This is a genomic window from Streptomyces sp. NPDC046881, from assembly GCF_040645015.1.
Lineage (GTDB): Bacteria > Actinomycetota > Actinomycetes > Streptomycetales > Streptomycetaceae > Streptomyces.
Window position 1 is genome coordinate 1 of sequence record NZ_JBEYXJ010000193.1, and the last position, 7,602, is coordinate 7,602.

The following is a 7,602-nucleotide window of genomic DNA, read 5'->3' on the forward strand; positions in this document are numbered from 1 at the left end:
GCGGTCGAGGTGGCGTTGTTCCGGCTGTTGGAGTCGTGGGGTGTGCGGCCGGATTATGTGGCGGGTCATTCGGTGGGGGAGATCGCGGCCGCGCATGTGGCCGGGGTGTTGTCGCTCGGGGATGCGGCGAAGTTGGTGTCGGCGCGTGCTGCGTTGATGCAGGCGTTGCCCGCGGGCGGGGCGATGGTGGCGGTGCAGGCGACCGAGGAGGAGGTGCTGCCGTATCTGACCGACGGGGTCGGGATCGCGGCGGTCAACGGCCCGCGGTCAGTGGTGGTTTCCGGTGCTGAGGATGAAGTCACGGCGTTGGCCGGGGCGTTCGCCGGTCAGGGTCGTAAGACGTCCCGGTTGAGGGTCAGTCATGCGTTCCATTCGCCGTTGATGGAGCCGATGCTGGAGGAGTTCGGGCAGGTCGTCCGGGGCCTGGAGTTCAGCGAGCCGCGGATCCCGGTGGTTTCGAACCTCACGGGCCGGCTGGCCGAGTCGTACACCCCCGAGTACTGGGTCCGGCACGTCCGTGAGGCGGTCCGTTTCGCCGATGGCGTGCGGACCCTGCACGAGCTGGGCGTGACGACCTTCGTCGAGATCGGCCCCGGTGGCGTCCTCAGCGGCATGGCGCAGAGCTGTGTCGATGACATCGTCACCATCCCCGTACTGCGAACCGACCGCCCCGAACGGCAAGCCCTCCTCACCGCGCTCGCCAAACTGCACGTGCACGGCGTTTCCCCGGACTGGCCGGCGCTCTTCCCGGGCGCCCGGCGTGTCGACCTGCCCACCTACGCCTTCCAGCGCGAGCGCTACTGGCTCGAAGGGGACGAGGACCCGGCCGCCGCCGGCACCACGGCCGACGCGGCGGACTCCGGCTTCTGGGACAGCGTGGAGCGCGAGGACGCGGAGTCCCTCGCCGCCACCCTGGGCGTCGGCGCGGACGCCTCGCTGAGCGCGATCCTGCCCCGGCTGTCCGCGTGGCGCCGCCAGCGCCGCGAGCAGTCGGTGGTCGACGGCTGGCGCTACCGTGTCACATGGAAGCCGCTCGGTGCGCTCCCGCAGTCCGGCGCGTCCGGGACCTGGCTGCTCGTCGTGGCGGCGGAGAGCGAGTGGACCGGCTCGGTCCGCACCGCACTCGGCGAGGGCGGGCTGGAGCTGGTGACGCTCGTCGCCGGGCCCGGCACCGACCGCGCGACGCTGGCCCGCGAACTGGCCGGCGTCGGCCCGGTGGCCGGGGTCCTGTCCCTGCTCGCCGAGGACGCAAGCGCCCCGGCCGGCCACCCCGGCCTGTCGTACGGGCTCGCGGCGACCCTCTGCCTGGTGCAGGCGCTCGGCGACGCGGGCATCGACGCCCCGCTGTGGTGCGCCACGCGCGGCGCGGTCGCCACCGGCCGCTCCGACCGCGTGGACCACCCACTGCAGTCGCAGGTGTGGGGCTTCGGCCGGGCGGCGGCGCTGGAGCACCCGCAGCGCTGGGGCGGCCTGATCGACCTTCCCGAGGTGCTGGACTCCCGCGGCGCGGCCCGTGTGGCGGCCGTCCTCGGCCAGGCGGCCGAGGACCAGGTGGCCGTCCGCGCCTCCGGCGTCTTCGGGCGCCGGCTCGTCCGCGCCGCTCACGCCACCGGCCCCGCACAGGGGTGGTCGCCGCGCGGCACGGTTCTGGTCACCGGTGGTACGGGTGCGCTGGGCGGGCACGTGGCGCGCTGGCTCGCCGGTGCCGGTGCGGAGCACCTGGTGCTCACCAGCCGCCGCGGTCTCGACGCCCCCGGCGCCGTCGGCCTCAAGGCCGAGCTGGAGGGGACGGGCGTACGCGTGACCGTCGCCGCCTGCGACGCGGCCGACCGTGACGCCCTGCGGACGCTGCTGGCCGAACACCCCGTCAACGCCGTCGTCCACGCCGCCGGTGTCGGCGACCACGTCATGATCGAGGACTCCGACCCGGCCGGGTTCGCCGGCACGGTGGCGGCCAAGGCCGCGGGCGCCACGTACCTGGACGAACTGCTGGCCGGCCAGGAACTCGACGCGTTCGTCATGTTCTCCTCGGGCGCCGGCATCTGGGGCGGCGCCGGCCAGGGCGCCTACGCGGCGGCCAACGCCCACCTCGACGCCCTCGCCGAGTACCGGCGGGCACGCGGGCGCACTGCGCTGGCCGTCTCCTGGGGCGGCTGGGCCGAGGGCGGCATGGCCCGCGTCGGTGACGGAGAGGAGATGCTGCGCCGCCGTGGCCTGCCGCCCATGCGGCCCGCCCTCGCGATCTGTGCGCTCCAGCAGGCGCTGGCCGATGGCGAGACCACCCTCACCGTCGCGGACTTCGACTGGGAACGGTTCATCGGCCCGTTCACCGTCACCCGCCCCAGCGCCCTGCTCGCCGACGTGCCCGAGGCGCGCCGCGCCCTGGAGGCCCCGGCCCCCGGCGGTGCCGAAGCCGGCAACGCGCTCGCTGCGAAGCTGACCGGGCTGACGGCGGGCGAGCAGGACCGCACGCTGGTGGACCTCGTCCGCACGCACGCGGCCGCCGTGCTCGGCCACGACGGTGCCGCGGCGGTGGAGCCCGGCCGGGCGTTCAACGACCTCGGCTTCGACTCGCTCACCGCCGTCGAACTGCGCAACAAGCTCACCGCCGACACCGGCCTGAAACTGCCCACCACGCTGGTCTTCGACCACCCGAACGCCACGGCCCTGGCCCGGTTCCTGCGCGCCCAGCTGCTCGGTTCGCAGGACACCGCGCCGCCCGAGCAACACGCGGCCGCCGCCGACGACGAGCCGATCGCGATCGTGGCGATGAGCTGCCGCCTGCCCGGCGGCGTCGGCTCCCCCGAGGACCTGTGGCAGCTCGTGACAGCCGGCGGCGACGCCATCTCCGGCTTCCCCGAGGACCGCGGCTGGGACGTCGAGGACCTCTACGACCCCGACCCGGGCACCCCGGGCAAGACGTACGCGCGCGACGGCGGATTCCTCTACGACGCGGGCGACTTCGACGCCGCACTGTTCGGGATCTCACCGCGCGAGGCGCTCGCGATGGATCCCCAGCAGCGCCTGCTGCTGGAGGCCTCGTGGGAGGCGTTCGAGCGGGCCGGCATCGACCCGGTCTCCCTGAAGGGCAGCCGCACGGGCGTGTTCGTCGGCATGTCCTACCAGGGCTACGGCGCAGGCCTCCCGCAGGTCCCCGAGGGCGTCGAGGGCCACCTGCTCACCGGCAGCGCCGCGAGCGTCGTCTCCGGGCGCGTGGCGTACACCTTCGGTCTGGAAGGCCCGGCCGTCACCGTCGACACGGCCTGCTCGTCGTCGCTCGTCGCCCTGCACCTGGCCATCCAGTCGCTGCGGGGCGGCGAGAGCACGATGGCCGTCGCGGGCGGTGTGAACGTCATGGCCGTACCGGCCGCGTTCGTGGAGTTCAGCCGGCAGCGCGGGCTCGCCGCCGACGGCCGGTGCAAGGCGTTCGGCGCCGGCGCGGACGGCACCGGTTGGGCGGAGGGCGTGGGCGTGGTGCTCGTGGAGCGCCTCTCCGACGCCGTGCGCAACGGCCACGAGGTCCTGGCGGTGGTGCGGGGCAGCGCGGTCAACCAGGACGGCGCCTCCAACGGCCTGACTGCGCCGAACGGTCCGGCGCAGCAGCGGGTGATCCGGCAGGCCCTGGCCGCCGCCGGGCTCACCGAGGGCGATGTCGACGCGGTGGAGGCGCACGGCACGGGCACCGCTCTGGGTGACCCGATCGAGGCACAGGCGCTGCTCGCGACGTACGGACAGGAGCGGTCGGAGGACCGGCCGCTGTGGCTGGGCTCGCTGAAGTCCAACATCGGGCACGCCCAGGCGGCGTCCGGCGTGGCCGGTGTCATCAAGATGGTGATGGCGATGCGCCACGGCGTGCTGCCGCGGACGCTGCACGCCGACGAGCCGACGCCGCACGTGGACTGGTCGGCGGGCGGGGTGCGGCTGCTGACCGAGGCCGTGGCGTGGCCGGAGACGGGCCGCCCGCGCCGGGCCGCCGTGTCGTCGTTCGGCGTCAGCGGCACCAACGCGCACACCATCATCGAGCAGGCCCCGCCGGCCGAACCGGCCACCGTCACACCGGTCACCGTCGCACCGGCCGCCGTCGCACCGGTCCCCCTCGCACCGGCCGCCGTAGCGCCGGTCGAGGTCGTCCCGGTGACCGTGCCGTGGGTGTTGTCCGGCAAGACCGAAGCCGCGCTGCGCGCCCAGGCCGAGCGCCTGCTGTCCCTCATCGCGGTCGGCTCCGAACCGTCCCTCATCGACGTCGGCTTCTCGCTGGCCACCACCCGGGCCGCCCTGGAGCACCGCGCCGCCGTGGTCGGTGCCGACCGCGGACGGATCACCGAGGGCCTGCGGGCCCTGGCTTCGGGGGCGCCCGCTCCCGGCGTCGTCGTCGGCCGCGCCGACGCCGGTCAGGTCGGGTTCCTGTTCTCCGGGCAGGGCTCGCAGCGCGTCGGCATGGGGCGGGAACTGTACGAGGCGTTCACGGTCTTCGCGGAGGCGTACGACGACGTGTGCGCCCACCTCGACCAGCACCTCGACCGGCCGCTGCGGGACGTGGCCTTCGGCGTGAACGGTCACGAGGACGGCGAGGAGCTGAACCGCACCGCCTTCACCCAGCCCGCGCTGTTCGCGCACGAGGTCGCCATCCACCGGCTGCTGGAGTCGTGGGGTGTCCGGCCGGACTACCTGGCCGGGCACTCGGTCGGCGAGATCGCGGCCGCGCACGTGGCCGGCGCCCTGTCGCTGGAGGACGCGGCGAAGCTGGTGTCGGCGCGGGCCGCGCTGATGCAGGCCCTGCCCGCCGGCGGGGCGATGGTCGCCGTCCAGGCGACCGAGGACGAGGTGCTCCCGCACCTCACCGACGACGCCGACATCGCGGCGATCAACGGCCCGCAGTCCGTCGTGGTCTCCGGCGCCGAGGACGCCGTGGCGGCCGTCGCGGACGTCTTCTCCCGGGAGGGCCGCAAGACCTCCCGGCTCACCGTGAGCCACGCGTTCCACTCGCCGCTGATGGAGCCCGTGCTGGAGGACTTCGCCCGCGTCGTCGGCGGTCTGCGCTTCGAGACGCCCCGGATCCCGGTCGTCTCGAACCTCACCGGTGAGCTGATCGAGGCGTACACGGCGGAGTACTGGGTCCGGCACGTTCGCGAGGCCGTCCGCTTCGCCGACGGCATCCGAACCCTGGGCGAGCTGGGCGTGACCACGTTCGTGGAGACCGGCCCCGGCACGGTGCTGAGCGCCATGGCCCACGGCTGCCTGGACGGCGCGGTCACCGTTGCCTCCGCGCGATCCGGCAGTCACGAACCCGAGGCGATCACCGGCGCCGTCGCACAGCTCCACGTGCACGGCGTCCCCGTCGACTGGCAGGCGTTCTTCGCCGGTCGCGGCGGCCGGCGCGTCGACCTGCCCACCTACGCCTTCCAGCACCAGCGGTACTGGCTACGGACCACCGCACCCTCGGCGGCCGCCGTCGCGGGGACCGACGCCGTGGAGGCCGGGTTCTGGGAGACGGTGGAGCGCGAGGACGCCCAGTCCCTCGCCGCCACCCTCGACCTGCCCGCCGAACAGCTGGACGGGGTGCTGCCCCGGCTGTCCGCGTGGCGTCGGCAGCGGCGCCGGGAGTCCGCCGTGGAAGGCTGGTCCTACCGCGCGGGCTGGAAGCCGCTCAGCGGCCTCCGCACCCACGAACTGCCAGGCAACTGGCTGTTCCTGGTCACCGAACACACCGAACACACCGAACACACCGAACACACTGGACACGCCGAACACGCGGAGGTCACCGAACTCACCGCACTCACGGAACTCACGCCCCCACTCACCGATGGCCCCCACGCCGTCGAGTGGGCCGCCGCCGTCGCCGACGGACTCGCCGCACGCGGGGCCCGGCTGGTCCGGGTGGCGGTCGACCCGGCCGCAGACCGCGGCGCGCTGCTGCGGCAGCTCCGTGACGCCGTCCGGGAGGCTCCGGTCGACGGTGTGATCTCCCTGCTCGGCATCGACGAGCGGCCCTACGCCGGACACCCGGCCCTCTCCGTCGGCACCGCGCTGTCCCTCGCGCTCGTCCAGGCCCTGGGCGACGCGGACATCGACGCCCCGCTGTGGATGCTGACCAGGTCCGCCATGTCCACCAGGCGTGCGGATGCGGTGCCGAGCGCCGCCCAGAACGCCGTCTGGGGTCTCGGCCGGGTCGCCGCGCTGGAGCACGCACGACGCTGGGGCGGGCTCGTCGACCTTCCCGGCACGGTCGACGACCGGGTCGTCGGCCGCCTCGCCGCGGTGCTCGGCCAGTCGGACGAGGACCAGGTCGCGATCCGCGCCCGCGGCGTGTTCGGCCGCAGGCTCTCCCACGCCGCCGCCTGCCGGAACACACGGGCCGGGCAGCGCTGGTCGCCGCGCGGCACGGTCCTCGTCACCGGTGGTACGGGTGCGCTGGGCGGGCACGTGGCCCGCTGGCTCGCCGGCGCGGGTGCCGCACACCTGGTGCTCACCAGCCGCCGTGGCCTCGACGCGCCGGGTGCGGCGGCTCTCGTCACCGAGCTGGAGGAGACGGGTGCCCGTGTCACCGTCGCCGCGTGCGACGTCACCGACCGTGAGGCGCTGGCCGCGCTGCTCACGGAACACCCGGTGAACGCCGTCGTCCACACGGCGGGCGTGGACCATCTGGAGCCGCTGGAGGCCATGACGCCGGGCGCCTTCGCCGACGTGCTGTCCGCCAAGGCGGCCGGCGCCCTGAACCTCGACGCGCTCCTGGCCGACCGGGAACTCGACGCCTTCGTCCTCTTCTCGTCCATCGCCGGCGTGTGGGGCAGTGGCCACCAGGCCGCCTACGCGGCGGCCAACGCCCTGCTCGACGGGCTCGCCGAACGCCGCCGGGCTCAAGGCCAGCCGGCCACAGCCGTGGCCTGGGGCCCGTGGGCCGGCGGCGGCATGGCCGCGGGCGACGGCGCGGACGAACGACTGCGCCGCCGCGGTCTGATCCCGATGCCCGCCGCGCTCGCCGTGGCCGCCCTCGGGCAGGTGCTGGACTCCGGCGAGGCGACCGCCACGGTGGCCGACGTCGACTGGGACCGGTTCCTGCCCCCGTTCACCGTGGGCCGCCCGAGCGCCCTGCTCGGCGACCTCCCGGAGGCCGAGCGGATCCTCACCGCGGGCAGCACCGCCGGCGAGCGGGGCACGGCCGCCGCCTCGCCCCTGGCCGACCGCCTCACCGGGATGACCGAGACGGAACAGCACACGCTGCTGGTCGACGTCGTCCGCACGCACGCGGCGGCCGTCCTCGGCCACAGCGGCGCCGACGAGGTCGAGGCCGACCGGGCCTTCAAGGACCTCGGCTTCGACTCCCTGACCGCCGTCGAACTGCGCAACGAACTCAACGCCGAAACCGGCCTCGCCCTGCCCGCCACGCTGGTCTTCGACCATCCCAACGCCCAGGCACTCGCCCGGCAGCTGCGCACCGAGCTCACCGGTCTCACCCCTACGGCAGCGCCGGAAGCGGCCGCCGCGCCCGCCGAGGACGACGACCCCGTCGCGATCGTCGGTATGGCGTGCCGGTATCCGGGCGGGGTGCGTTCGCCGGAGGACCTGTGGCAGCTGGTGGTCTCCGGTGGTGACGCGGTGGGC

At 74.8% G+C, this 7,602-nt stretch carries 1 protein-coding gene; it reads left to right on the forward strand.

Annotated features, from left to right (window positions below; translation table 11 throughout):
• On the forward strand, positions 1-7,602 hold a 7,602-nt coding region (locus tag ABZ923_RS40400), incomplete at both ends, for a type I polyketide synthase (RefSeq protein WP_361483124.1).